The following is a 23,428-nucleotide window of genomic DNA, read 5'->3' on the forward strand; positions in this document are numbered from 1 at the left end:
GCCATGTTCATGAAACACTCACTCGTAGCGGCAAGCTCTCTCGGCCTAGTACTGATGTGGAATGCCTCGGCCACCCTCGCAAGCGATGCTGACGCTGAGTATCCTACCAAGCCCCTACAGTTCCTGGTGGCTGCCGGTGCAGGTGGTGGCACAGACAATTTTGCGCGTACTGTAAAACCAATGCTGGAAGAGGCATTGGATACTAACGTGACCATAATCAATCTGCCCGCGGCATCTGGTGCTCTCGCCCACCAACGTACGGCCAGCAGTAGCCCCGACGGCCATACTTTGGACTTTGCATCCTCCACTTTTGTAACGTCCCTAGCAGCTGGCCAGAACCCCATCGGGCTTGACGAGTTGACGCCGGTCGCTCGCATGCAATCCGATGTCATGACGTTAATCGTCGACCCTGAAAAATATCCAGATTTCGAATCCTTCCTCAAACATGCCAAGGAGAACCCGGGCGAAGTCATCATCGGTGGAACTCATGCAGCCAGCCCGGACCGGATGGCGTTTCTAGCCTTTCGCGATGCAACGGGGCTGGACATGAACTTCATCCCTTACGACCAGGAAGGCAGCGTGTCGGCCAACGTAATGGGCGGAAACATCGATGGCATGTTCGGCGAGATCAGCTCGACTCTAGGCTATATGGAGTCAGGAGAAATGATGCCGATCCTAGTATTCGCCGAGGAACGCCTGGGCAACTTCCCCGATATTCCTACAACCGTGGAGCATGGCTGGGACCTCACCGATGGGAATGAGCGAGGTGTCTTCGTCAACGCAGATACTCCGCCTGAAATCGTTTCTAAAATTGAGTCTTCACTGAAAAACGTTTATGACTCCGATGCCTATCAAGAATATGAAGAGCGCGTCAATCTCCATTACCGCGAAGGCTGGCTGGGAAGCGAAGCCTATCGCCAAAAGCTGGAAGATAACTACGAACTATACAAGCGCCTTCTCGAAGAGAACTGAGGTAGAGGCTGCACCTTAGCGCGCGGATCGGGCTTGGCCCGCCAGGCCAAGCCCGATCCGCCCCACCCTCTTCGTGCCGCGCACCACGACTTGCCGGCATCCACTCTCATCGGGCCCGAACATGCACGCCAAGGTTATGACTTTTGCCGCTGCGATAGTATTGCTCGCTATTGTGGCACTCATACCCACGCTTAAATTCCCCAGTGCCGAGGAGGTCTCGACCTTCATAGGGCCACGCCTTTGGCCATTATGCTTGCTGGTTGCGCTGTTGGTGCTCGGCAGTTTCTTGTTGGCTACAACATGGCGAAGCTCACGTAGTGAGGCCGTCAACAATCGAGAAGAGAGCACGTCAGACCCGACCAATAGCGAAGCGAGTACGTCAACTCGCTCCCGAACCGCCACCCATCATTGGTGGCTCATGCTTGGAACCGTTGCCTACACCCTACTGATGCAGGCCACTGGCTTTCTCCTGGCTACCGTCGTCTTCACGCTGTTCTGCACCCTATTATTGGGCGCGCGTCACTGGGGCACGATTCTTGCGACGGTAGCCGTTGCTGCCGTGCTTATCCAAGGCGTGTTCTCGTACCTGCTGGGAATCCCTCTACCCTAATATAGGAGTTAACCATGCTGGAGAGTTTCCTGAACGGGTTGGCTGTGGTTTTCCAGCCCATGAACCTGCTGATTCTGTCCTCTGCAGTCCTGATCGGTTTCATCGGCGGGGCCTTGCCCGGCATTAGTGGCGTCATACTGGTAGTTATCCTGCTTCCCGTCACTTACAGCATGGACCCTACCGCTGCCTTTATGTTTCTTACGGCCATCTACGGCTCCACCGTTTTTTCAGGTCTAATCACCGCTATTCTCTACCGGGCACCGGGGACACCGGAGGCGGTCATGACGGCATTTGACGGTTATCCCATGACCCAGCAGGGGCAGGCCGGGAAAGCGCTGGGTATTGGCATATTGAGTTCCGTCGTTGGAGGTCTCGTCGGCACCATTGCCTTGATAATCTTCACGCCAATGCTCGCGTCAGTAGCGCTCAAGTTTTCCTCTCCCGAGTACTTTGCGCTGGCTATTCTCGGCCTGACCGTGGTGGCTTCCCTAGGAGGGCGATTGATCTATGGCCTCATCGGTGCCTGCCTAGGCCTCTTCATAGCCACTGTTGGCTTCGATCCGCTGACTGGCACACCCCGCTACACATTCGGCAACCTGAACCTTGCCGAGGGGGTAGGCTTGATTCCGGTGATCGTAGGTTTATTCGCTATCTCAGAGGTCATGAAGCGTACCTTAAGCGAGGAGAGCCATAAGCCACTTACGAAGGTGAGCGTCAAGATCTTTGATATGCCGGTCCTGCGCAAGATTGCCATGACCTTATCACGCTCCTCCCTGCTCGGTGTCGTCATCGGAATCCTTCCTGGCATTGGCGCCAGCACTGCAGCCATGGTCAGCTACAGCGAAGCGGTACGTTGGTCCAAAACCCCTGAGAGGTTCGGAAAAGGCGCACCGGAGGGCATAGCTGCGCCGGAGGCGGCTAACAATGCTGCCGCGATGGGTGCCTTGGTTCCCCTGTTCGCCCTTGGGATTCCCGGCAGCGGTACTACCGCTATCATTCTGGGCGCTTTCATCATGCACGGCTTGCAGCCTGGCCCCATGTTCATGACGACCAGCAGTGGCTTGATCTATGCAGTGTTTGCCGGTCTGTTCCTCGTCAACTTTATGATCCTGCTGTTTGCAAGACCGTTCATTACGATGTTCACAAAGTTGCTAAACATTCCGTACTCAGCCCTGGGCCCTATTATCGTCATGTGCTGCATCGTGGGCACTTACTCAGTGCGCAATTCAATGTTCGACGTGTGGCTAATGCTCGGCTTTGGCGTACTTGGCTTTCTTCTAGAGAAGCTCAAGTTCCCGCTGGTCTCGATCATTCTTGGCCTGGTACTTGGCCCCATCGCCGAGAGCGAGCTACGCCGAACCCTTTCCATGTCCCAGGGCGATCTATCTATCCTTTTCACTCGCCCCATCAGCGCCACCTTGATCATCATCTCTTTACTGCTGCTTGTCGTCGCCATCCTCGTGCCGTTACGCAAACGTGCACGGTTGAAAGCTGCTAATTCCTGATGCAAACGGAGACTTCCATGACACTCGTCCTGGGTGCTATCGCCGATGACTTTACCGGCGCGACGGACCTCGCTAACAACTTGGTGCGTGCAGGTATGCGCTGCGTACAGACCATTGGCGTGCCGACCACAGATCTCGCTCTCGATGATGTCGATGCGGTGGTAATAGCGCTAAAGTCACGCTCTGTTCCTGCCACTCAGGCAGTATCGGATGCTCTGGCCGCGCTAGCATGGCTCCAGGGGCACGACGTTCGGCAGGTTTTCTTCAAGTATTGCTCAACCTTCGATTCCACCGATGCTGGCAATATTGGCCCCGTTGCCGATGCCCTTCTTGGGCAACTGGGAGCAACGCAAACAGTGATGGTACCGGCCTTTCCGATTAATGGCCGCACCGTCTACCAGGGGCACCTGTTCGTGGGTGATCGATTGCTCAACGAGAGCGGTATGCAACATCATCCCCTTAACCCTATGATGGATGCCGACTTGGTTCGGGTTCTGGGCCGGCAGACACCGCACCAGGTCAGTTTGGCGGCTCACGCAACACTGGCACGCGGCGCAGCCCACACCCGTGAACATCTAAAGCAGCTGTCTGCCGATGGGGTCCGTCATGTGATTTGCGACACAGTAGAGGAAAGCAATTTAGCCGTATTGGCCGAAGCAGTCATCGACTATCCCCTGATCACCGGCGGTTCCGGCCTTGGCCAGGCTTTACCTGAGCAATATCGTCGTAAAGGCTGGCTGTCCGAGGTAAGCGATCCGGGCCGCCTCGCGCCAGCTTCCGGCAGTGCCTTGGTACTCTCGGGAAGCTGCTCTCGGGCCACGCTGGGCCAGGTGGCACATTTCCTTGAACAATATCCCGGCATAGCCCTGGATCCGCTGAAGCTCGCCGAAGGCCCCTCTCACTTTGAAACCGCCCTGACCTTCGCTCGGGAGCATCTTGCTCATGGTGGGCCGGTCCTGGTCTACGCTTCCGCCGATCCTGAGCGCGTCAAGGCTGCCCAAGCAACATTAGGGGGTGCACATGCCGGCGAACTGGTGGAGCAGGCCCTCGGACAACTAGCCCAGATACTGGTTGCCGAGGGGGTAGGACAACTGGTAGTAGCTGGCGGCGAGACGTCCGGAGCCGTGGTCTCGGCCTTGGCTATACACCAGCTACGCATTGGCGACCAGATCGACCCTGGCGTACCGTGGACCCAAGCGCCACTAGAAGGCCGCGATGCCCCGCTTTCACTGGCCCTGAAGTCGGGTAACTTCGGGGGGGAAGACTTCTTCTCGCGTGCCTTCGAAGTACTAAAGACATTGACCAAGGAGCAGCAAACGGCATGAGCACGCATGATGAGACACGCCTGCGCGAGCAGATTGCTACCTTGGGTAAGTCGCTGTTCGATCGCGGCCTGACCATGGGCTCCAGTGGCAACATTAGTGTACGCACTGATGACGGAGGATGGCTGATGACGCCTACTAACGCCTGTCTAGGGCGCCTCGACCCAGGGCGTATCTCGCGACTCGATCGTGACGGACAGCTACTCGGCGGTGACAAGCCCACTAAAGAGAGTTTTCTGCACATGGCAATGTATGCTGAACGTCCCCAATCAGGGGCGATTGTTCACTTGCATTCGACACATTCCGTGGCAGTGTCTTGCCTGCCTGGCATCGATCCCTGCGACTGTATTCCCCCGCTCACTGCCTACCACGTAATGCGGGTCGGGAAGCTCCCGTTGGTGCCCTACCACATACCTGGCGACCCGAGCCTGGGAGATGCCGTGAAGGGGCTGGCCGGCCAGCACAGTGCTGTACTGCTGGCCAACCATGGCCCAGTGGTAGCTGGCAAAAATTTAGAGGCGGCGGTTTACGCCACCGAGGAACTGGAGGAAACAGCAAAACTGTTCTTACTATTGCAGGGTAAGGATCCGCGTGCCCTGACGCCCGAACAGGTAGCGGAACTTGAGGAGCGTTTTCCCAGAGACTAACAGAAAGAGTGCTGACCGGGCTTATCCGTTTAGACGGCTACACCTACTGTCAGCGCTCAGGAACGGTTAACTGAATAGTTCCCCTGGGGCTAAACAGGGGACTAAAAGGAACTGCTGACTGTTTTTCACTACGAAGCCAAATAGAACAGGATCAGTTTCTAATAAGCGACTTTAAAAGCATCAGACAGACTATGCGTACCAGTTCGTATAGCAAAATCTAGAAACAGGGGGACGCTTTCCAGCCAGAAGCGGACGTTCAGCTAATCTGGTGATCGATCAGCGTCTGTTGTTCAGGGCAGCAGAGCGAGAGCCTTACCATGCTTCCATCCGCATCAAAATCCTAGTATTGATTAGAACCTTTTGAACTTATCCCCGATAGAACCTGGTTAATTGGGGTAGTCAACTATCACTCGGAAAACCATGATGTGAAAGTAATATCGCGGCTGATGCATGGGCAGAAGCGTCAGCCGCGCGGGCCTCAGCTCTGGATGAAGTCCGTCAAGTCCCGATTGATAACGTCAGCATGAGTCGTGCACATGCCGTGCGAGTAGCCGCTGTACACCTTCAGGGAGCTGTTCAACAGGAGCTTGTCTGAGAGTATCGCCGAGTCCTCTATGGGCACGATCTGATCGTCGTCGCCGTGCATGACCAGCGTCGATACGTCGATTGCTTTCAGGTCTTCCGTGAAGTCGGTTTCCGAGAACGCCTTGATGCCGTCATAGTGCGCTTTGGCGCCTCCCATCATGCCCTGCCGCCACCAGTTGTGTATGATCGCGGGTGAAGACTGGACGTTGTCTCTGTTGAAACCATAGAAAGGGCCGCTGGCCACGTTGAGGTAGAACTCCGCCCGATTGGCCGCTAGCTGTTGGCGGAAATCGTCGAACACCTCGATGGGAAGACCTCCAGGATTGTTTTCTGTCTTCACCATGATGGGTGGAACCGCTCCAATCATGACAAGTTTAGCGACTCGGCCCTGCGGTTGCCCATACTTGGCGACATAATGAGCGGCTTCCCCTCCCCCCGTTGAATGCCCGATATGAACAGCGTTGTTTAAATCGAGATGTTCGACGACGGCTGCGACGTCCGCAGCGTAATGATCCATGTCATGGCCTTCGCTTACTTGAGAAGAGCGGCCGTGTCCACGGCGATCGTGCGCAATGACACGATATCCCAATCCGACGAAGTGGAGCATTTGAGCATCCCAGTCATCGGAGGTCAGTGGCCAACCATGATGGAAAACAATGGGCTGTGCCGTTTTCGGGCCCCAATCCTTGAAGAATATTTCTGTGCCGTCTGTAGTAGTGATCTTACACATTGAAGCGCTCCTAATTTGAAGTTTTAAAACACCAGGTGGTAGAACGGGTCGGGGCAACCCGACCCGTTGTTTTGGCCTATGCCGGCATTGCGGAGTCTGGGTCCAGCGCGTGGTGTGCTATCGGCCAATCTATTAGCCCCTTCTCGGACGTCCCGTAGAACGTGGCGGGGTCCGCCGGCGAGAGCGGGATACCATGGCGTAGCCGTTCGACCAGATCCGGATTCGAAATGAAGGGTCGACCGAAGGCCACCAAGTCCACTTTCCCTTCGCCCACGCGCTGCTGCGCGAGCGGCAGGCTATAGCCGTTGTTGCCAATTAGGCAGCCTTTGAAGCGTCGACCCAACTGGTCGAGATCCACACCCTCCGGCGCGGTCCTTGCGCCGCCGGTGGACCCTTCCACCAGATGCACGTACGCAAGCCCAACGTCGTTTAGCTTGTCGATGAGGGTGCCGTAGGTCTGCATGATCTGACTGTCGAGCGGGGTGTCGCCAAGCTGCTCAGAGACTGGCGACAGGCGGATGCCCACGCGACCGGCGCTCCACTCTTGCGCCACGGCCTCGACAACCTCAAGCACCAACCGCGTACGGTTTTCAATCGATCCTCCGTAACGGTCCGTGCGGTGGTTGGTCGAGTCCCGAAGGAACTGATCGAGCAGATAACCGTTGGCCGCGTGGATCTCGACACCGTCGAATCCGGCCGCGCGCGCATTGCGCGTTGCATGCCGGTATTGGTCGACGATGCCGGCGATCTCGTCGGTTTCGAGCGCGCGCGGCTGTGAGGGCTCCACCGATCCGGCAGCGGTGTAGACCGTGCCACCGGCGCGGATGGCAGACGGGGCCACCGGGGCCTCCCTACCGGGCTGAAGGTCGGTATGCGACAGGCGACCCACATGCCAGAGCTGCGGAAAGATAACGCCTCCGGCGGCATGCACGGCCTGGGTCACCTTTCGCCAGCCGGTCACCTGCTCTTGGGTCCAGAGGCCAGGCGTTCCGGCGTACCCCCGGCCTTGGGCAGAGATGTTGACGCCCTCGGTGATGATGAGGCCGGCACTCGCTCGCTGAGCGTAGTACGTGGCATGCATGTCCTTCGGGATACCGTCTTCGCCGGCGCGGGCGCGCGTCATCGGCGCCATCACGACGCGATTGGCGAGGGCTACGGAACCGATCGATGTCGGTGTGAACAGATCGATAAGGTGCTTGTCGGTGTTCATGGCAATTAGGTGTCCTGTAGTACTAGCGGAAGGGATTCTGTGTTGCGTGCAAGATCAAAGGTCTTTTACTCATCGTCTAAGATGCTGTCTGACGCTCTGATTCCGACTGGAACGTGAATTTCTGTGCTACTTCTCTTGCTGCGCGATCGATCGTGTTCGCGACGACTTTCGGTTGCGTCATGAAGACTGCATGGCTCGCCGGTACCTTGGTGATGTCTGCGCCGATGCGCGTTGCCATATGAACGAGCATCGCTTGATCGAATGCCTTGTCCTCGGTCGCGATCACGGCCCAACTCGGCTTCGTGCGCCACGCTGCCTGCGTGACTTTGGTTTCGAACACCGACATGTTGATCGGCACCTGCGAATCACGCAGGAAGGCAGCATCTTCGTCGCTGACGTCGTGGGCGAAGCCCGCCTTGAATTTCTCGAGACTCAGAAATCCGAACCCATCCTTGTGCGTATCGATAACGAAGTCAGGTGTCGCCGCGAATCCCTGATACTGTTGTGCCGTCGATTCACCCGTATCGGGAGCGAGTGCAGAGACATAGACCAGTCCAACCACGTTCGCGTGCGTGCCTGCTTCAGTGATGATGGTCCCGCCCCAGGAATGGCCAACGAGAATGGTCGGGCCCTCTTGACGATCGAGTGCTCGCGTGGTCGAAGCCACATCATCGGCAAGCGAAGTCAGAGGGTTCTGCACGATTGTGACGCGGTAGCCGCGCCGGGTCAGTTCGTCGTACACAGGCCGCCACCCAGAGCCGTCTGCGAACGCGCCATGCACAAGCACGACGTTCATTGCAGGAGTGCCGCCTGATGACGCATCCGGCGGCTCTGCGGCAGCCGAAACGCTAAGTGAAGCAGCTGTGAGGACGGTGGCGAAAATGGCTTGAATGTTCTTCATGACGACTCTCCGTGGAATGGCTATGTGTGGAAGTAAATCTTCGCCAAACGACTTGCGTGAATCCTGAACGAACGGGACGCGCATTGAACGATCGGGCCGCGCGGTTTCGACATTTCCGGAGATTTTGATTACCCACCGAGAATCCAGCCGGGACGGACGATCGTTAGATGTCCCTCCGGCTAGATCGAGATGCGCGTACGAAGCTACATTCAGGTGCTCCGGCGCGCATAACTGGAACAACGTGGCGGCGTTAACCGGCATGTCTGTATAAACAGTCCGGCGGGTAGCCGCATAACGGCCATCGACAAAACGCGAAGAGGAGAGGTAGACAGATTGGGCGATTGTCGCTGTCCGAGGCTTATCGCGAGGTAGTCGTGCAGGCGCTCACGCTGTCGGCGCTGTAAGGGGGAATGTAATGCGATTGCAACGCCGCTTAGCGTCAGAATCATCGCCACTATCTCACGGAGCCCCAAGGGCTCGCCGAGCACCAGAGCTGCGAACAAGACGCCGAGGACTGGCACCGAAAGGAGTCCTGCGGAGGCGGTCGAGGCCGACAGGCCGCGAAGCGCACTAAACCAGGTAAGGTAGCACAGGGCCATCGCGACGATAGCCATATAGACCAGTATGCCGAAGCCGAATGGAGAGAGCGCGCTGAAGTGAGGACGCTCAAACAGCAGACCCAGTATGGCTAGCGGCAGACACCCCAGCCCAACCTGCCATGTTGTCCGCGCGACAAGTGACATTTCTGTCGGTGCCCGGTTAAGAACGGTCCCTAGTGCAAATAGTATGGCCGCACCGAGTGAAAGTGCGCAGCCGAGGAGTTGAGTCCATTCAAGGCCCCCTTCTTGGCCGCCGAAAAGTAATGACACACCGACAATACCCAAGGCTATTGAGAACACGTTCCTGCCGGTTGGCCGTGTCCCATGGACGGGCCATGCCAGCAACGTGGCCCAGATTGGCATTGTGTAAACAAGCAGCAGAATCTGACCGACGGGAAGCCACAGCAGCGCCAACGTGGAAAACCCCATCCAGGCGAAGACGTTGGTGAACCCGTCCGCTAACGTGCGGCCGATCAGTCGACGGGGAAGGACGAGCGAATCCCCCAGCCGAAGCGCAATCAGAGCAAGCGTGGCAGCGCCCACGAGACCTGCCATCCCCCTCGAAAAAAGTGGCGGCCATTCGAGTATTAGTAGCTTCATAAGCGTGAAATTGAGTGCCCAGCCTACGGCGGTAATGGCGAGACAGGCGAGGCCTGCCCATTGTCGCTGATCGAGGTTCACCGGTAGTCTCCAAATTTTCCATGTGGCCACGCTGGTTGGCTTAACCAGCCTTCGGCATACACAGGGGATTCAGTCAGATGGGTCAGTCATCCCGGAAACGGCGCGCCATGAGATGGGATTCCTGAAGCGCGCCGGCGATGACGTTCCAGATTGCGCAGCCTAGTGGAGAGACCGTCCGGCACGTGCCACTACCACGAGCTTCTGGTTGACAAACTCCTTGATGCCTACCTCCGAAAGCTCGCGGCCAAAGCCCGAACGCTTCACCCCGCCGAAGGGTAGTTCCGGGCCGCCGCCGGTAATGGCGTTGATCCATACCATGCCCGTCTCGATGCGAGATGCGATTGCTCTTGCGCGGTCGATATCGGCCGAGAAGATCGAGCCGCCTAGGCCAAAGGAGGAGTCGTTCGCAAGCGCGACCAGATCCTCGTCGTCGCGCACGATATGGACTTGTGCGACTGGCCCAAAGAACTCCTCGAAATATGCTGGATTTTCACGCGTGACGTTGGTCAGGATCGTTGGCTCGAAAAAGGCTCCTTCGCCCTGCATAGGATTGCCACCATGGAGAACGTGGGCGCCCGCCTCGACTGCCCTGCGAACCTGTTCCGTGAGGTTGTCGCGCGCAGCCATTGAGGAAAGCGGTCCGAGACCGACAGTCTCATCCATCGGATCACCAACGCGTATCGCTCCGAACCTTTGCACAAGCTTGTCGATGAAGCTGCCGGCCACCTTCTCATGGACGAGAAACCGCTTCGCCGCCGTGCAGACCTGCCCAGCGACCGAAAGTCGGCCAGCCGTACCAACGTCGGCCGCGTGATCGAGATCCGCATCATCCAGTACCGCGAAAACGTCCGCACCGCCAAGCTCCAGGACCGACTTCTTGAGGTTGCGGCCGGCCTCGGCTGCAACGATGCTGCCCGCCTGTTCTGAACCGGTCAGCGTCACACCTTGGACGCGATCATCCTGCAGCAGCATGGCGATCTGATCCTTGCTCGCAAATACGGTCGTCCAGGCGCCCTTGGGCGCGCCTGCCTCAAGTATCAGCTCTTCGAACAGAATTGCGCATTGCGGCACGATACCGGCCGGCTTGACGAGTACAGAATTGCCCGCCGCGATTGCAGGTGCCGCGACACGCATGAGTTGGTAGAAAGGGAAGTTCCACGGTTCGATGGCGACGATGACGCCAATCGGATGAAACTCCATCCAGGCATCGCCTTGGTCGGTCTCGATCCTTTCGGGCGCGAGCATTCTCGCGGCATGATTCGCGAAGTAGTGAGCGATCCTGGCGGTTTCGCCAACCTCCCATTGTGCTTCGGAGATGCGCTTGCCCGTCTCTCGGACAATAACTCTTGCCAGGTCCTCTGACCTGGAGCCGATCAGTTCAGCCAGTCGTGAAAGAACTTCAAGCCGTCTCTCGATCCCCCCCTGCGACCAGTTCGATCTATAGACCGCGTCTGCCCCGGCGATGGCGTTGTTGATTTCGGCATCAGAGTGATTAGCAAACTCTGCGACAGTCTCGCCGGTCACGGGATTGGTGCTCTTGTAGGACATGGAATCTCTCCGTTGGTTGAGGTGGAGAGATTTTCATCAAACAAACACTGAGCATCCTGTATGAAAAGGACGCGCATTGAACGATCGGGCCGCGCCGGTCGCTCGCCAGCCTAACGCTGCTGGAGGCGCCGCCACGCGCCTGGACTCATGCCAACCGACCGCTGGAAAACACGCGTAAAGTGACTTTGGTCCGCGAACCCGCAATCGAGTCCAATGTCGATCAGCGTGCAGCGGGGGTTCGCAAGGAGCTGCTTCGCTTTTTCGATTCGCAGGTTGAGCAGCCACGCATGTGGCGACATGCCTGTCGTTCCGCGGAATGCGCGCGTGAAATGGCGGATAGATAGCTCGCACGCTTTCGATAATTCCGCAAGCGTGATGTTGCCCGCGAGATTCGCCGCGATCAGTTCCTTGGCGCGTCGCTCTTGCCAGCGTGCCAGCGTCCCGGCCTTCGCCTCCGATCTTGCGCGCATGCCGCCATATTTGTGCGCGACGTGAGTCGCAAGCGCAATCGCCACATGATCCACAAAGAGCTCGCTTGCCTGAGTCGGCGCAGACAACGCCGGCCGAATCGCGAGCAACAGATGCCGTGCAGCCGGATCATGCAAGGCCCGGCCTGGTTCATGGCGAAGTTCGTCGATTCGCGGTGAGTTCGCATCCTCGGCCAGCGCCTCGAGCGATTTGCGCGGTATGTAGAGATCCACCGCATGAAATGGATCGCGACGATCGATCGACAGGTTCGTTCTGAGATCGAAGATAGCGACTGCGCCGGCGTCGAACTCGCGTGGGCGAATCAAGCGGCCATCTTCGTACAGGTCGAAATCCGGACACGCCTGGAGTTGAAGCGCGATCAAGAATGCATCGTCTCGAATCGGTTCGGTAATCGCGGCATCGTCTGGACCGGCCGTGAGCTCAATGAACGTCATCCCCGATTTGCAGGCGGAGCTCGTCGGCAAGACCGGCGGGCTTTTCAGATTCATGGAGTCGGTGAGAGCGCGGAGTCCGGAAGCCCCTCGTTGTTCTATCTGAACGCTATTGTGGCCGCGCATTGACATGCCCTCAGAGGACAGTAGCAATATTGAACGGTATTAGTGGCGAGCACATTCTGGACTGTTTGCTACGATAAGGACCGGCCGGAATCTACCATCGACTAGCCATTCTTTACCCAGATAATCTCGCATATAACACAGCAGCAAATCCTCGTCCAGAAGGTCCCTATCGGCCGGCGCATGCTTTTTCTCCCAGCATGGACAACATGGTAGAGGTAACCGCCGACCTCTAACGAGGCGGGCGTCTACCGGGAACTTCGGGCGGGTGTGCTTCCAGCATCCGCCGTCCTATTGCGAGCCTTGTTTCGTGGTGCCTGTAGAGATATCTCTGTTTAACCCGCCGAGGTGGGCGCGAGCCAAATCGGTGAAGGCCTTGAGTGCGGCGGAAGGGTTGCGACGGTTCGGATAGTAGAGGCAGAGCGGATCTTTGGGCGGTGTCCATTCTTTCAGTACCTGTTCGAACTGTCCGGTCTCGATCTCTCGGAGCACGTCGCGCTCCATAAAAAAGCCGAGCCCCATTCCCTCCTGCACGGCCGCTTTTGCCAGGCTGGTCTCATCGAGCGTGAGTGGGCCGCTGACATCGACCTTGATCACCTCTCCGTTACGTTCAAATTGCCATGGATAGATAGCGCCATTGGGTAGGCGAATACGTATGCAACGACATTGGAATAGATCAGCAGGCGTGGTAGGTCGACCGTTCTCATCCAAATATGCAGGCGAGCCGACCACTGCATAGCGCTGCGGCTGCCCGAGTGAAATCGCGATCATGTCACTGGGTACAAGGTTTGCTGATCGTACGCCGAGGTCGAACCCCTCAGCGACAATGTCTACCAAGCGGCCTTCAGTAACGAGATCGATATGTACCTGCGGATGACGTTTCAGAAACTCTAAGACCAGCGGCAAAAGGGCTTCGCGGGCGGCGCTGGCAAAAGTATTGATACGCAAGACGCCCGAGGGTCCGGCGCTATGGGATCGCACCGCTTCGAGCGCGCCGCGTAACTCCTGCAAGGCCGGGCCTACCCGGTCCACGAACATCCTGCCTGCCTCGGTCAGAGATACGCTACGTGTCGTGCGATTGAAAAGCCGCGTGCCGAGACTCGTTTCCAGTTTGGCAATGGTATTGCTCAAAGCGGTGGTGGAAACGCCGAGCTCGATAGCCGCCTGTCGAAACGAAGCCCTGCGTGCCACGGCCATTGCGGCTTCGAACTCATTGAGGCCAAGGCGCTGTTCTGGCATTCGATTATCCTGCTTTTCGGGATGCGCTATGAATCTCTATCCCAATTGTCCAAATTATCGGCCGCTCTTATCTTGTCTTCAAGCTTGCATGCTTAACCCAGCCACTTCTTGGACAGGAGATTCGGTGATGAGCGTTCAGTTACCTGAAGTTGTCGAGAGGTACTTCAGGACCAGTAATGGTGGTGACATCCCGCGTGTTGTGGATTGTTTTTGTACCGATGCTACGGTGATCGACGAGAACCAGACACACCAGGGGATCGACGCCATCGAAACCTGGCAACGTGAGGCACAGCAAGCATTTACCTACCGTGTCGAGCCACTGGAAGCAGTGCATGAAGAGGGCCGATTGATCGTCAAGACTCGTGTTGTCGGTGATTTCCCCGGCAGTCCAACGGAACTGGACCACGTGTTTCTGCTGCAAGACGGTCGGATTCGCTCGTTGGAGATTGCCTGATGATGAACCTTGACTTGAAAGGCAAGCGGGTCCTGGTCACCGGTGGTACCAAAGGTGTCGGACGTGCCGTAGTCGAACTGTTCCTCGCGCAGGGAGCGAAGTTGATCACCTCGGCCCGGCAGGCGACCGCCGACATGACAGACGTCCTGTGCGTTTCGGCTGATCTCTCGACCAGAGAAGGGTGTGATGTCCTGGTGGCCGAGGCTAAACGTCTCCTGGGCACGGTGGACATAATCGTTCATGTCTTGGGTGGTTCGTCGGCCCCCGGCGGCGGGTTTGCTGCGCTGAGTGAGGAGCAATGGCAGAGCGAACTCAACTTGAACCTGTTTCCCGCCGTGCGTCTGGATCGGGCCTTGCTCCCGGATATGTTGGCGCGAAACGAAGGCGTCATCATTCATGTAACCTCGATTCAGAGCAAGCTGCCCCTGCCTGAAGCAACGACGGCTTATGCCGCTGCCAAAGCAGCGCTCTCGACCTACAGCAAAAGTCTGTCGAAAGAAGTTTCGCCAAAAGGTGTTCGAGTCGTGCGGGTTGCCCCGGGGTGGGTCGAAACCGAATCATCCGTCGCGCTGGCCGAGCGACTGGCGAAGGAGGCGGGTACCGATTACGAAGGGGGTAAACAGATAATCATGGATTCAATCGGAGGTATTCCGCTTGGACGCCCCTCCGCACCGTCCGAGGTTGCTAATCTCATTGCGTTCCTGGCTTCGCCTCGCGCCGCATCCATCACCGGGACCGAATTTGTTATCGATGGAGGAACCGTTCCGACAGCCTAGCCGTAGTAACTCTCGCTTATCAGCGCCAGTGGGTTGCCCACTGGCGCTGATCCGCAAACATTCCCTACTCGTTTGTCTTGTTAGGCGACCGCTACAGAGTCAAGGAATGGATAGTCTGTATATCCCTCTTTACCTCCACCATAGAAGGTCGCGCGCACGTGCGCATTGAGCGGCGCATTTTGGCGTAAGCGCTCAGGCAGATCGGGGTTCGCGATAAACAGCCGCCCGAACGCAATGGCGTCGGAGTTGCCCGAAGCAATCGCCTGGCGCGCCGTTTCAGGGGTAAAACCGCCGGCCGAAATGACGGGGCCTCCAAATATCGTTTTGAATAGCTTCGCCACGTCGGGGGCATCCATATCGAGCGGCATTTCATCATTGGTGAAATCTGCTCGGGGCTCGATGAGGTGAAGGTATGCAAGGCCGCGTTTACCTAACTCGGACACAACGTGTTCCCATAGCGCAATCCCATCCGTGTCAGACATGCCAAGGATGTTGCTCCAAGGCGACAGGCGGACACCGACTCGGTCGGCACCAATGGCCAGCGTCACAGCATCGACGATTTCCAACAGGAAACGCGAGCGGTTCTCGATGGATCCGCCATAGGTATCGGTACGCTGATTGCTGCCGTTGTGCAGAAACTGATCGATCAGGTAGCCGTTTGCACCATGGATTTCGACGGCATCGAAACCCGCCGCGCGGGCGTTCAGTGCAGCCTGGACAAACTCATCTTTAATCCCAGCGATCTCGGCCAGGTCCAGTGCGCGGGGCGTTTCAAACGGCACGGGATTGCCTTCGGCATCAGAATGCTCGCCCGGGGCGGCAATGGCCGAAGGGGCAACGGGAAGCGCTTGACCGGGTTGCAAGGACGAGTGAGAAACCCGACCGACATGCCAGATCTGGTTCACGATGAAGCCGCCCTTGGCATGCACTGCGTCGGTTACGAGCCTCCAACCTTCGACTTGTTCTGGCAAGTAGATGCCCGGCACCCAACGATAGCCGCGTGCCTGCGCACTGATATTCGTCGCCTCGGTGATTTGCAGGCTACCCTCGCTGGCGCGCTGCCCATAATATTCCGCGTTGAGTTCATACGGAATGTCATCCGGCTGCTTGGCACGCATACGCGTCAGTGGGGCCATGACGACTCGGTGTTTGAGAGTCAGCGCGCCAAGAGATACCGAGCTGAACAGAGGATCGTTAGACATGCCAAAATCTCCTATGGGTGATATGGACCCACTTTAAGCCATAACGAAACCTGTTAGTATTAAGATAAATGTGAAGCTTAATAACGGAAATCGTTAAAGAGGTAATGGATACACAATCGCTTGAGGTTTTCGTTCATGCCGTAAGAACGGGCAGCTTGTCTGGTGCTGCGCGGCACTTGAAACTCACGCCCATGTCAGCGACTCGCCGCCTTGCTGCACTGGAAGATGAGCTGGGCGTTCGTCTTTTTCAGCGCACATCGCGCTCGATTTCGCTCACCCCGGAAGGCGAGAATTTTTTACCGTTTGCGATAGAGATGTTGGAGACACAGGAGGCGGCGCGTGCGACTGTTTCGTCATCGCTGGGCAGCGCCACGGGCTTGCTGCGCGTGACGGCCCCGGTCACGCTGGGCCGCAAGCGCATCATGCCCGTCGTGCAAGCGCTGCTTGAAGAAAATCCTGGGCTTCGCATAGACCTTGAGCTTAACGATGCCATTGTTGATATCGTTGCCTCGGGAATCGACCTTGCCATCAGGATTGCGCCGCTCAAGGATAGTGGCCTGATAGCTCGTCGGCTGGCCGATAATGCCAAACAGATTTACGCCACCCCGTCCTACCTTGCGCAGCATGGTACGCCACGCACAATAGAAGACCTCGCGCATCATCAATGCCTGACGTTCTCCAATTTCACCCACTGGCATTTCATTGTCGATGGCGAAGAACGGTCCGTGCGCGTCGGCGGGCGGTTTTCGTCCAGCGGCGTCGATGGCTTCCTCTCCGCCTGCGTGTCAGGTCTTGGGTTGGCGCAGCTTTCCTCATGGGACGTGAAGGAAGAGCTGGAGAGCGGCCAGCTGGTCGTGGTTCCCCTTGAAGGCGCTGCACCGCGTGACTTAGCTATTTGGGCGGTCTATCCATCCCGGCGGCAGGTTCTGCCCAAGCTGCGCGTATTCCTGGATAAGCTCCAAAAGAGCTTGGTCTGATTACCAATAATGATGCAATGTGGCGGTTCGCTCGTGGAGCCATTCGACTTATTGCTTGGTGGCTTGGCGGCGCCCCTTATCCACGTTTTTTGTATAACCGGATCGGGCCAGGCGCTACCCAGTAAAAGCAGCGTTTATTGCTGGAATCACACCGCCCGCAGCCCGGTTAATAAAGCCTGCCTCATCAGAAGTCGGCGGTTACCTTCACCATATTATCAGTAATGATGGCAGTTACTATCGTGGCTGTTGTGAAGTACATCAGCGGGCTACTCAGTTGCGTACCGTCAGGATAAGTAGCCACAAACTCTATCGCTGACTCACCAGCCACTTTGAAAGTACGCTTCGCGCCCGGTGAGATCGCCGGCAGCTCTTTCCGGCTAGTGCCCCACAGAGCTGTAACCTGAACGGTGACCCCTGAATGATTCTGAATGACGATCGTAGGTGTCGCCCAATACATCAGCCCTCCCACCAGCGCAGTGCAGATCAGTAACAGGATAACGAAGGGAACGGCGATACGGTGAAGCATCGTGGAGCTACTGGTCATATGGGCTCCGTTAATGGCGTGTAGCCTCGCCTGTACAGTATGTTGCCCGCCAGCTTTAGCAAAGGAACACGCCCCCAGCCGGGTAATCTACGCATCTTGTCCCGTGCGACGCATTGCTGCTGGACCCAATCGACGCGTGGCTTGCGTCTGCGCATATAGGCGGCGAGTGCATCGTTGATGCTGGTGCAGGCCGTCAGCGTCTCAGCCAGTACCAACGCATCCTCCATCGCCATCGCAGCACCCTCCGCCATGCTGGGAGAAGAAGCGTGCGCCGCATCGCCGATGAGCACTACCCGCCCTTTTACCCAGCCATCGGTGACCACCTGTTCTATACGACTAAAGTGAACCTGAGCCTGAACAGGCCTATGGGCAATAAGGGGGAATAACGGCGCTGAAAATTCATTGAGTAATGTGTTTAGTGAGAGTTGCCTTGCTTTCTGCAGCGCCTCTCGCTCGTTTACCGCCCTATCCGCATAGACATATAGCTGATCGGCACTGATCGGTATTGCCAATAGGCTTGAGCCATTCCCGAGCATCACTGTCCAGCCGTCGACCCCTACGATGTTTTCGGTAATGAAGCGCCAGCAAACATTACCGGTATACAAAGGGCTCACTCCGGGAAAAGCTTTTTGCCGCACTTTCGAGTTGATGCCATCGGCGCCAATCACGACGTCGTATTCGCATGTGGTGTCGTCGGAAAACGTCACCAGGCTTTTCTCGCCGAGTTGCTCAATCGCAGTGAACGAAGTACCGAAGCGAAGCCGTGTATCACGCAGCGAACTACGCAGTGTTGCGTGCAGTATTGCACGGGGGAGCGCCAGACACGGCCCGCAAGTCGACCACACATCCTGTGTCCGCGTGGCACTCAACTGTCTCCCTCTGCTGTCCAGGATGCGCTGGGTATTAATCGGAACTGCTACCGCTGCAATCGACTCCAATAGCCCTAGCTGCTGCAATGCCCGGGCTGCATTGCCTGGCAGAAAGAGGCCAGTACCTCCCTGATGCGTATCGGGCTTGAGTTCGATCAGATCAGGAGTCAGCCCCCGCTGCTCCAGCGCCCTGGCCATTGCCAGGCCAGCGATACCGCCGCCAACTATCAGTATTCTCATCGCGGTACCCGCTAGTGACCCGTCGCAGCAGCCATCACACCATGTGCAGCGAGGACAAGATCTGCTGCGCGTTCACCGATGACGACACACGGAGCCATGGTGTTGCCAACCGTGATTCGAGGCATGATCGAGGCGTCCGCAATTCTGAGATTATCGGTGCCATATACCCGAAGCTGGTTATCTACGACTGAATAGGCGTCGCGGCCCATTTTAGCGGTACAGGATTGGTGCCAGAAGGTAACTGCCGAGTTGCGGATGAACTGCTCCATGGCTGGGCGTGCACGTTGTCCTGGAACGACCTCTCGCCGTACAAGCCCTTCGAAAGCTTTATGATTCCCTAGCTCCCGGCATAGTTCGATCGAGGCGAATGCTGCGGCGATATCCTCAGGTTCGCTCAGGGAGTTCGGCTCGATGAGCATGTTATCGAGCGGGCCGGAACCTGACAGGCGCAGACGTCCCCGGCTTTTGGGTCTGGCCAGGCCAGCAAACATGGTCCAGCCATGCTCCGGTGGCTGGATGTCGACTTCCGCAGGCGATGGCACAGGAAACTCCAACTGACATTGCAGCAGGTCAGGGACGTCCAGGCGGGCGTCACTTTTCCAGTACAGCGTGGCTTCACAACCGCCGCCACCGACTTGCTGAGGTTGCACATATTCCCAGGTGCAGCCGAAGGCGACATGATCCTGATGATTCTGACCTACGCCAGGTAGATGATTGCTCAGTTCGATGCCGTGCGCGCGCAGGTCCTCCTCCGGGCCGATGCCTGACTGCATGAGTATCTTCGGCGTGTTTACGGCGCCCAGCGACAAGACGACTTCATTTCCTGCGTAGAAGCGCTGTCGCTGCCCTTCGATTACTACCTCGACGCCAATGGCCTTGGATCCTCTCAGAAGCACACGGGCCACCAGTGCATCGGTCAGAATCGTCAGGTTCGGATAGTGCCGTCGCGGCTTGATGTAGGAATCGTACACGGATTCCCGCTTGCCCTGGTTGATACGCAGATCCGCGATCGCTACGCCGCCTGGGCCTTCCATCATCTCGCCATTCACGCTGTCGAACCTGGGGATGCCCAGTTGGCCGGCCGCCTCCAGGGTTGCATAAGCGAGCGGCTGGGGCATGGCTGGCTGCGCGACGTAGACAGGTCCTCTCGCCCCCCGGCGCACCGCATCGGGAGCGCCCTGCCAATTCTCGATGCGGCGGTAGTAGCCCAGCACCGACTCATAGCCCCAGGCCGGATCACCGGACTCGGCAGCGAAATGATCCCAGTCCGATTGATGGCCGCGTGCCCAAACCATCACATTGATACTCGATCCTCCGCCGAGTCCCTTGCCCATGTTCAGGGGCAGGCGTCGACCGTTCAAATGGCTATTTGATTGGCCTTCGAACGCCCAATCGCGCTCCGAGCCAAGGTTGAGCGGCCATTGTGCCGGTTCGACTACCTCGGGGCCGCTATACCCGTTGCCTGCTTCGATCAGCAACACCCGAGCCTCTTGCTGGTCGGCAAGACGGGCTGCGACCACGCAGCCCGCCGTGCCTGCTCCACACACAATGAAATCGTAATTCTGATCAGACAGATAATGGTTCATGCGTCTAGTCCATTTTAGGTCAGTGATTTGCGAGGAGATCTGTCATGCCGGTGAGCAGGTCAGGATGACCTATCGCTGTTCGTCGACGCTTCGTACCGCCTCGAGAATCACTTCAGCTACCTCGGCAGGCCGCGACTGTTGCGGGACGTGGCTGGTGGGCAGTTCTGACAGCTTGGCGCCGATACGCTTCGCCGCGGCCCGCTGCAGCTCGGGATGAATCATTCGGTCATTGGCCGCGAGCACGTACCAGGAAGGCTTGCTCTCCCACGCGGCGACCGTTGTCCTATCATCGAAAGCTGAAGCCTTGATCGGACCTTGCGTTGCAGTCATGACTGCGGTCTGCTCAGTCGGCAGGTCCTGAGCAAAATCATTGGTCATGCCTTCTGGAGTCAGGTAGATGTACCCATTGCTGTCTGTGATGAGCTGGCTAATACCCGAAGGGGTGGGAAAGCCCTCGCCCTGTTCGCCGCTGGCTTGTCCCGCATCGGGTGCGAACGCTGCAACGTATACCAGCGCACTAACTTTCCCGTGCTGGCCGGCTTCGCTTATGACGGTGCCGCCCCAGGAATGCCCGACCAGCACCACTTCGCCCTGCTGATTATTCAGAGCTCTTTCTGTAGCGGCGACATCGTCTGCAAGCGAAGTCAGAGGATTCTGTACAACCGTAACCTCAACCCCTTCAGCCTGAAGGAACGGCACTACTTTGGCCCAGTCGGAGCCGTCAGCGAATGCTCCGTGTACTATCACCACGGAAGGATGTGCATCGTCGGCCTGAATGCCGCTGGCGACGAAGGTGCTTGCCAGGGCTAAGGAGAGGGGGATGATTTGCTTAAACGCTTTCATTGGGTGAACTCCTAGGTTGGGAGTTCAGATTTTGCTGACAGGCCTGCCTGGCAGGTATCGGTCAGATATCCGACCCTGAGGCTTTTTTGGCCATGGATAACGCTCTGCGATTCGAAATCTCACTAAACGGTGCGCTTGGCGCGATTGCTCAGGTCGGTGACCTGAGCATGGGGCAACCTCTGGGGCATTCCCGGCGCGTTGCCAGGCTGGCCAGCATGCTGGCGCAAGCGGGACATGGTGAGGGAGAACATTTAGCCGTAGCGGAGCAGGTCGCCCTGCTGCGTTGGTCTGGATGCACCGCCAATGCCGAAGGGTTCTCGCATCTGCTGGGCGACGACGTGGATGGCCGCCGGGCCATGCTCGACCACACCTTGAATGCGCAGGATATGCGGGCAGTCCATCAGGCGACTTCCTTGGCAGTGGTGCACTGCGAGGTATCCGGCGAAGTCGCGAAGACGCTCGACCTCGGCGAGGCTGTCGAGGCAGGTTTGTGCCGGGTTTTCGAAACCTATGACGGGAGCGGCAGGCCGCTAGGTTTAAAGCATGCGCACATTCCTGAGGTGGCCTACCAGGTCGTGTTGGCGGGGGATTTGGAGATTCTGAGCCGGGCACATGGCTTGGACGCGGCCCTGCGTTGGATTGCCGATCAGTCGAATCGACGTTATCCAGCCTCCCTTGCGGCGCTGCTCGTACGCAATGCCAAGGACTGGTTGGCGCAGTTGGAAGCCGCACCTGCCGAGGTAAGTGATCCCAAAGTCGAAAAAAGCGTTTCCTTGACGCTGGTAGGCGATGTCATCGATCTCAAATTGCCGTGGCTATCCGGCTATTCAAGACAAGTGGCACAGATCGCTGCAGAGTCGGCGCGGCTGTGGGGCCTGCCTGAGTCAGCTGTAGATGATATCGGCAAGGCCGCTTTAGTTCACGGGCTGGGTCGCGCGGCAATACCGAATCACTTGTGGAACGCGCCAGGGCCGCTAGCTTACGGCGCGACGGAGCGGACTCAACTCGTTCCCTACTGGACACAAAAAGCGTGTCGACAAATCGGTGAGCTGGCCGCGTCAGGAGAAATTGCCGCTCACGCTTATGAGCGGCTCGACGGCAGCGGATATTTTCGGGCCCTACCCGCCGAGTCTTTGCGTCCCGAACATCGATTGCTGGCCACCAGCGTCGCATGGGTGGCATTGAGGGGAGCTCGGCCCTGGCGTTCAGCGTTTTCCGAGTCCGAGGCGGCGATGACGCTGAAACAGGAAGCGGCCCACGGATTGTTCGACGAGAAGGCATGTGACGCGGTGATCGCAGCCGCTCGTGGCGAGCAAAGACGTTTTTCTCTACCGACAAGTTCTTTGCTTACGGAGCGAGAATGCCAGATTCTTCGGCACATCAGCCAGGGGGCTAGCAACAAGGAAACGGCACGTCTGCTGGGTATCAGCCCAAGTACTGTCCGGACTCATGTGGAGAGCATCTTTCGCAAACTGCAGTGTTCGACCCGAGCGGCTGCCACCCTTAAAGGCCTGACGCTGGGGCTAATTTGACGCAGAACAGTAGGTTGTAAGTCAGGCGGAGCAGACAGCGCTGTCGGCCCTTGACCTGCTTCATCAACGGCAATAGCCCCATAGGAAGTGCACACCCGGCAGCTCTTCATGGAGATGTTCATATACGTGTCCGGGTAAGTAGCGGAAGCAGGCCTCGAACATTATCGTTTCGCAAGTAAAGCGATGCCCAGGCTGCAATGCCCAGCAGAGCGCTGATGACCTGCGGGGGCGAGCCGATCTCGCCGATACGCAGGTGTGCGCAGATGGCACCACCCAGGAAAGCGGTTATGAGTACCGCACCGAGCACGCTGGTTCTTGGGATCATGTACAGGAGGACGCAGACGAAAAGGACGCTTCCGATTATTGGCGCAAGACCCATCGGAAACCCGATTTTCGCCAGGTTCTCTGCGAGAAGGTGAGGCAGGAAAACATTTACGCCTGCGTCAGCGAGCAAGCTGAGTACCACAAGGGCCCCGAGCAGACGGCCGGTCCAGATGGCGACAATCGACTCTTCGGTTTGAGGAGAGTTCATTTGCTGTTCCTTGAGATTATTGAAGTGTCGAGCGCAGTCTCAGCGATGCCCGGCGACTCGGGTATCGGTCATTTGTCCGGGTCACGCCTATTCATGCAAGCGATGCGCATGTCGATATTTCCTTCATTCGGCTGGGCTTCAGTCACGGAGTTCGGTGGCGAGGATCCTGCTCACAGCTCTCTTTGCTTTATATGTAACTTTGTCTCGTCATTGCTCTAGCCGAGGATACGAGTCATTACTGCGCATGGCTGCGACTGCATAGTCTCTGGTATGCCACCGTT

At 57.6% G+C, this 23,428-nt stretch carries 22 protein-coding genes; 9 read left to right on the forward strand and 13 right to left on the reverse strand.

Annotation, left to right across the window (positions count from 1 at the left end; all coding sequences use genetic code 11):
• Window positions 1-3 precede the first annotated feature (3 nt).
• From MHM84_RS10050 to otnC, 5 genes are all read left to right on the forward strand, one after another.
• Window positions 4-972, forward strand: coding sequence for a tripartite tricarboxylate transporter substrate binding protein (locus MHM84_RS10050; protein WP_239265593.1), 969 nt, complete (start codon window positions 4-6; stop codon window positions 970-972).
• A gap of 136 nt (window positions 973-1,108) precedes the next feature.
• Window positions 1,109-1,582: a tripartite tricarboxylate transporter TctB family protein gene (locus MHM84_RS10055; protein ID WP_239266264.1), complete on the forward strand. Its 474-nt coding sequence runs from the start codon at window positions 1,109-1,111 to the stop codon at window positions 1,580-1,582.
• A gap of 14 nt (window positions 1,583-1,596) precedes the next feature.
• On the forward strand, window positions 1,597-3,087 hold the full coding sequence (locus tag MHM84_RS10060; RefSeq protein ID WP_239265595.1) for a tripartite tricarboxylate transporter permease: 1,491 nt from the start codon (window positions 1,597-1,599) through the stop codon (window positions 3,085-3,087).
• Between the two features lie 17 nt (window positions 3,088-3,104).
• Complete coding sequence (gene otnK, locus MHM84_RS10065; protein WP_239265598.1) at window positions 3,105-4,412, forward strand: 3-oxo-tetronate kinase; 1,308 nt, start codon at window positions 3,105-3,107, stop codon at window positions 4,410-4,412.
• Window positions 4,409-5,056 carry a 3-oxo-tetronate 4-phosphate decarboxylase gene (gene otnC, locus MHM84_RS10070; RefSeq protein ID WP_239265601.1) on the forward strand — a complete coding sequence of 216 codons (648 nt, stop codon included), beginning with the start codon at window positions 4,409-4,411 and terminating at the stop codon, window positions 5,054-5,056. Before otnK ends, otnC begins: the two co-directional genes overlap by 4 nt.
• 478 nt (window positions 5,057-5,534) lie before the next feature.
• Here the strand turns inward: otnC and MHM84_RS10075 are convergent, their stop codons facing one another.
• The 7 genes from MHM84_RS10075 to MHM84_RS10105 form a co-directional block, all read right to left on the reverse strand.
• Window positions 5,535-6,371 carry an alpha/beta hydrolase gene (locus MHM84_RS10075; RefSeq protein ID WP_239265604.1) on the reverse strand — a complete coding sequence of 279 codons (837 nt, stop codon included), beginning with the start codon at window positions 6,369-6,371 and terminating at the stop codon, window positions 5,535-5,537.
• Window positions 6,372-6,447: 76 nt separating this feature from the next.
• A complete protein-coding gene (locus MHM84_RS10080; RefSeq protein ID WP_239265607.1) occupies window positions 6,448-7,581 on the reverse strand; it encodes an alkene reductase in 1,134 nt (377 codons plus the stop codon).
• A 76-nt stretch (window positions 7,582-7,657) separates the two neighbouring features.
• Window positions 7,658-8,482 carry an alpha/beta hydrolase gene (locus MHM84_RS10085; protein WP_239265609.1) on the reverse strand — a complete coding sequence of 275 codons (825 nt, stop codon included), beginning with the start codon at window positions 8,480-8,482 and terminating at the stop codon, window positions 7,658-7,660.
• Window positions 8,483-8,691: 209 nt separating this feature from the next.
• Window positions 8,692-9,762: a DMT family transporter gene (locus tag MHM84_RS10090; RefSeq protein WP_239265611.1), complete on the reverse strand. Its 1,071-nt coding sequence runs from the start codon at window positions 9,760-9,762 to the stop codon at window positions 8,692-8,694.
• A gap of 159 nt (window positions 9,763-9,921) precedes the next feature.
• On the reverse strand, window positions 9,922-11,310 hold the full coding sequence (locus MHM84_RS10095; protein ID WP_239265613.1) for an NAD-dependent succinate-semialdehyde dehydrogenase: 1,389 nt from the start codon (window positions 11,308-11,310) through the stop codon (window positions 9,922-9,924).
• A gap of 110 nt (window positions 11,311-11,420) precedes the next feature.
• On the reverse strand, window positions 11,421-12,233 hold the full coding sequence (locus MHM84_RS10100; protein ID WP_239265615.1) for an AraC family transcriptional regulator: 813 nt from the start codon (window positions 12,231-12,233) through the stop codon (window positions 11,421-11,423).
• A 411-nt stretch (window positions 12,234-12,644) separates the two neighbouring features.
• Window positions 12,645-13,592 carry a LysR family transcriptional regulator gene (locus tag MHM84_RS10105; RefSeq protein ID WP_239265617.1) on the reverse strand — a complete coding sequence of 316 codons (948 nt, stop codon included), beginning with the start codon at window positions 13,590-13,592 and terminating at the stop codon, window positions 12,645-12,647.
• 127 nt (window positions 13,593-13,719) lie between these two features.
• Here MHM84_RS10105 and MHM84_RS10110 point away from each other — a divergent pair, with 127 nt between their 5' ends.
• Both MHM84_RS10110 and MHM84_RS10115 read left to right on the forward strand, forming a co-directional pair.
• Window positions 13,720-14,046 (forward strand): nuclear transport factor 2 family protein, encoded by a 327-nt coding sequence (locus tag MHM84_RS10110; RefSeq protein WP_239265619.1) that lies wholly within the window; start codon window positions 13,720-13,722, stop codon window positions 14,044-14,046.
• Window positions 14,046-14,822: an SDR family oxidoreductase gene (locus MHM84_RS10115; RefSeq protein WP_239265621.1), complete on the forward strand. Its 777-nt coding sequence runs from the start codon at window positions 14,046-14,048 to the stop codon at window positions 14,820-14,822. The genes MHM84_RS10110 and MHM84_RS10115 overlap by 1 nt, the downstream gene beginning before the upstream one ends.
• 80 nt (window positions 14,823-14,902) lie before the next feature.
• On the opposite strand, the gene MHM84_RS10120 is transcribed toward MHM84_RS10115, so the two are convergent.
• Window positions 14,903-16,024 carry an alkene reductase gene (locus MHM84_RS10120; RefSeq protein WP_239265623.1) on the reverse strand — a complete coding sequence of 374 codons (1,122 nt, stop codon included), beginning with the start codon at window positions 16,022-16,024 and terminating at the stop codon, window positions 14,903-14,905.
• A 104-nt stretch (window positions 16,025-16,128) separates the two neighbouring features.
• On the opposite strand from MHM84_RS10120, the gene MHM84_RS10125 reads away from it, so the two are divergent.
• Complete coding sequence (locus MHM84_RS10125) at window positions 16,129-17,001, forward strand: LysR family transcriptional regulator (RefSeq protein WP_239265626.1); 873 nt, start codon at window positions 16,129-16,131, stop codon at window positions 16,999-17,001.
• A gap of 184 nt (window positions 17,002-17,185) precedes the next feature.
• On the opposite strand, the gene MHM84_RS10130 is transcribed toward MHM84_RS10125, so the two are convergent.
• The 4 genes from MHM84_RS10130 to MHM84_RS10145 form a co-directional block, all read right to left on the reverse strand.
• Window positions 17,186-17,545, reverse strand: a complete 360-nt coding sequence (locus MHM84_RS10130; protein ID WP_239265629.1) for a hypothetical protein — start codon at window positions 17,543-17,545, stop codon at window positions 17,186-17,188.
• Complete coding sequence (locus MHM84_RS10135) at window positions 17,542-18,654, reverse strand: FAD-dependent monooxygenase (RefSeq protein WP_239265632.1); 1,113 nt, start codon at window positions 18,652-18,654, stop codon at window positions 17,542-17,544. Before MHM84_RS10135 ends, MHM84_RS10130 begins: the two co-directional genes overlap by 4 nt.
• A gap of 11 nt (window positions 18,655-18,665) precedes the next feature.
• On the reverse strand, window positions 18,666-20,240 hold the full coding sequence (locus tag MHM84_RS10140; protein WP_239265634.1) for a GMC family oxidoreductase N-terminal domain-containing protein: 1,575 nt from the start codon (window positions 20,238-20,240) through the stop codon (window positions 18,666-18,668).
• 69 nt (window positions 20,241-20,309) lie between these two features.
• Entirely contained in the window at window positions 20,310-21,083 is a 774-nt protein-coding gene (locus MHM84_RS10145; RefSeq protein ID WP_239265636.1) for an alpha/beta hydrolase, read from the reverse strand.
• Window positions 21,084-21,175: 92 nt separating this feature from the next.
• Here MHM84_RS10145 and MHM84_RS10150 point away from each other — a divergent pair, with 92 nt between their 5' ends.
• Complete coding sequence (locus MHM84_RS10150; protein ID WP_239265638.1) at window positions 21,176-22,615, forward strand: HD domain-containing phosphohydrolase; 1,440 nt, start codon at window positions 21,176-21,178, stop codon at window positions 22,613-22,615.
• Between the two features lie 118 nt (window positions 22,616-22,733).
• Here the strand turns inward: MHM84_RS10150 and MHM84_RS10155 are convergent, their stop codons facing one another.
• On the reverse strand, window positions 22,734-23,147 hold the full coding sequence (locus MHM84_RS10155; RefSeq protein ID WP_239265640.1) for a DoxX family protein: 414 nt from the start codon (window positions 23,145-23,147) through the stop codon (window positions 22,734-22,736).
• Window positions 23,148-23,428 lie beyond the last annotated feature (281 nt).

It is taken from the genome of Halomonas sp. McH1-25 (assembly GCF_022348165.1).
Lineage (GTDB): Bacteria > Pseudomonadota > Gammaproteobacteria > Pseudomonadales > Halomonadaceae > Modicisalibacter.

Excerpts from the sequence above, each read along its gene's own strand:
- MHM84_RS10100 (WP_239265615.1), bottom strand. The coding sequence starts at position 12,233 with ATGACGTTCATTGAGCTCACGGCCGGTCCAGACGATGCCGCGATTACC.
- MHM84_RS10105 (WP_239265617.1), bottom strand. The coding sequence starts at position 13,592 with ATGCCAGAACAGCGCCTTGGCCTCAATGAGTTCGAAGCCGCAATGGCC.
- MHM84_RS10115 (WP_239265621.1), top strand. The coding sequence starts at position 14,046 with ATGATGAACCTTGACTTGAAAGGCAAGCGGGTCCTGGTCACCGGTGGT.
- MHM84_RS10135 (WP_239265632.1), bottom strand. The coding sequence starts at position 18,654 with ATGAGAATACTGATAGTTGGCGGCGGTATCGCTGGCCTGGCAATGGCC.
- MHM84_RS10095 (WP_239265613.1), bottom strand. The coding sequence starts at position 11,310 with ATGTCCTACAAGAGCACCAATCCCGTGACCGGCGAGACTGTCGCAGAG.
- MHM84_RS10085 (WP_239265609.1), bottom strand. The coding sequence starts at position 8,482 with ATGAAGAACATTCAAGCCATTTTCGCCACCGTCCTCACAGCTGCTTCA.
- otnK (WP_239265598.1), top strand. The coding sequence starts at position 3,105 with ATGACACTCGTCCTGGGTGCTATCGCCGATGACTTTACCGGCGCGACG.
- MHM84_RS10110 (WP_239265619.1), top strand. The coding sequence starts at position 13,720 with ATGAGCGTTCAGTTACCTGAAGTTGTCGAGAGGTACTTCAGGACCAGT.
- MHM84_RS10155 (WP_239265640.1), bottom strand. The coding sequence starts at position 23,147 with ATGAACTCTCCTCAAACCGAAGAGTCGATTGTCGCCATCTGGACCGGC.
- MHM84_RS10080 (WP_239265607.1), bottom strand. The coding sequence starts at position 7,581 with ATGAACACCGACAAGCACCTTATCGATCTGTTCACACCGACATCGATC.
- MHM84_RS10130 (WP_239265629.1), bottom strand. The coding sequence starts at position 17,545 with ATGACCAGTAGCTCCACGATGCTTCACCGTATCGCCGTTCCCTTCGTT.
- MHM84_RS10145 (WP_239265636.1), bottom strand. The coding sequence starts at position 21,083 with ATGAAAGCGTTTAAGCAAATCATCCCCCTCTCCTTAGCCCTGGCAAGC.
- MHM84_RS10055 (WP_239266264.1), top strand. The coding sequence starts at position 1,109 with ATGACTTTTGCCGCTGCGATAGTATTGCTCGCTATTGTGGCACTCATA.
- MHM84_RS10120 (WP_239265623.1), bottom strand. The coding sequence starts at position 16,024 with ATGTCTAACGATCCTCTGTTCAGCTCGGTATCTCTTGGCGCGCTGACT.
- MHM84_RS10125 (WP_239265626.1), top strand. The coding sequence starts at position 16,129 with ATGGATACACAATCGCTTGAGGTTTTCGTTCATGCCGTAAGAACGGGC.
- MHM84_RS10060 (WP_239265595.1), top strand. The coding sequence starts at position 1,597 with ATGCTGGAGAGTTTCCTGAACGGGTTGGCTGTGGTTTTCCAGCCCATG.
- otnC (WP_239265601.1), top strand. The coding sequence starts at position 4,409 with ATGAGCACGCATGATGAGACACGCCTGCGCGAGCAGATTGCTACCTTG.
- MHM84_RS10050 (WP_239265593.1), top strand. The coding sequence starts at position 4 with ATGTTCATGAAACACTCACTCGTAGCGGCAAGCTCTCTCGGCCTAGTA.
- MHM84_RS10150 (WP_239265638.1), top strand. The coding sequence starts at position 21,176 with ATGGATAACGCTCTGCGATTCGAAATCTCACTAAACGGTGCGCTTGGC.
- MHM84_RS10140 (WP_239265634.1), bottom strand. The coding sequence starts at position 20,240 with ATGAACCATTATCTGTCTGATCAGAATTACGATTTCATTGTGTGTGGA.
- MHM84_RS10075 (WP_239265604.1), bottom strand. The coding sequence starts at position 6,371 with ATGTGTAAGATCACTACTACAGACGGCACAGAAATATTCTTCAAGGAT.